Annotated in this window: 1 protein-coding gene; it reads left to right on the plus strand. The window is 55.8% G+C overall.

Going from position 1 to position 328, the window contains the following annotated elements:
• Positions 1–21: 21 nt before the first annotated feature.
• Positions 22–328, plus strand: a 307-nt coding sequence (locus HBA93_RS19890; RefSeq protein ID WP_221724433.1) for a DotH/IcmK family type IV secretion protein, incomplete at its 3' end; no start/stop codon positions are given.

Genomic DNA, 328 nt, shown 5'->3' on the forward strand with positions numbered 1-328 from the left:
GGCGCGACTGTTCAGAGCCTTATGCCTATGTCGCCCGAGATTATCCGCGACTATCGCCGCAGGGTCGATGAAAGCCAGAAGGCCGCTGCAATGCCACCAAGCGGCTTCAGGGCGAAGCCTATATCGGACGCGGTTCGCATGTCCCTGAAATCCAATCAGTCATTGCAGACGCTATTTACCTCACCGAACACAGTTTCGGTCATGGCGTTCTATGACCGAACCGGCAAAGCATGGCCGATCGCAAGCTTTGTCGTAGGACGCGCCGATTCATTTCAGGTCTATGCCCTGCAGGAAGGTTCAAATCAGATTGCCGTCACCCCGCTCGTCA

The sequence above is a fragment of the Ochrobactrum sp. SFR4 genome (assembly GCF_019730395.1).
GTDB lineage: Bacteria > Pseudomonadota > Alphaproteobacteria > Rhizobiales > Rhizobiaceae > Pseudochrobactrum.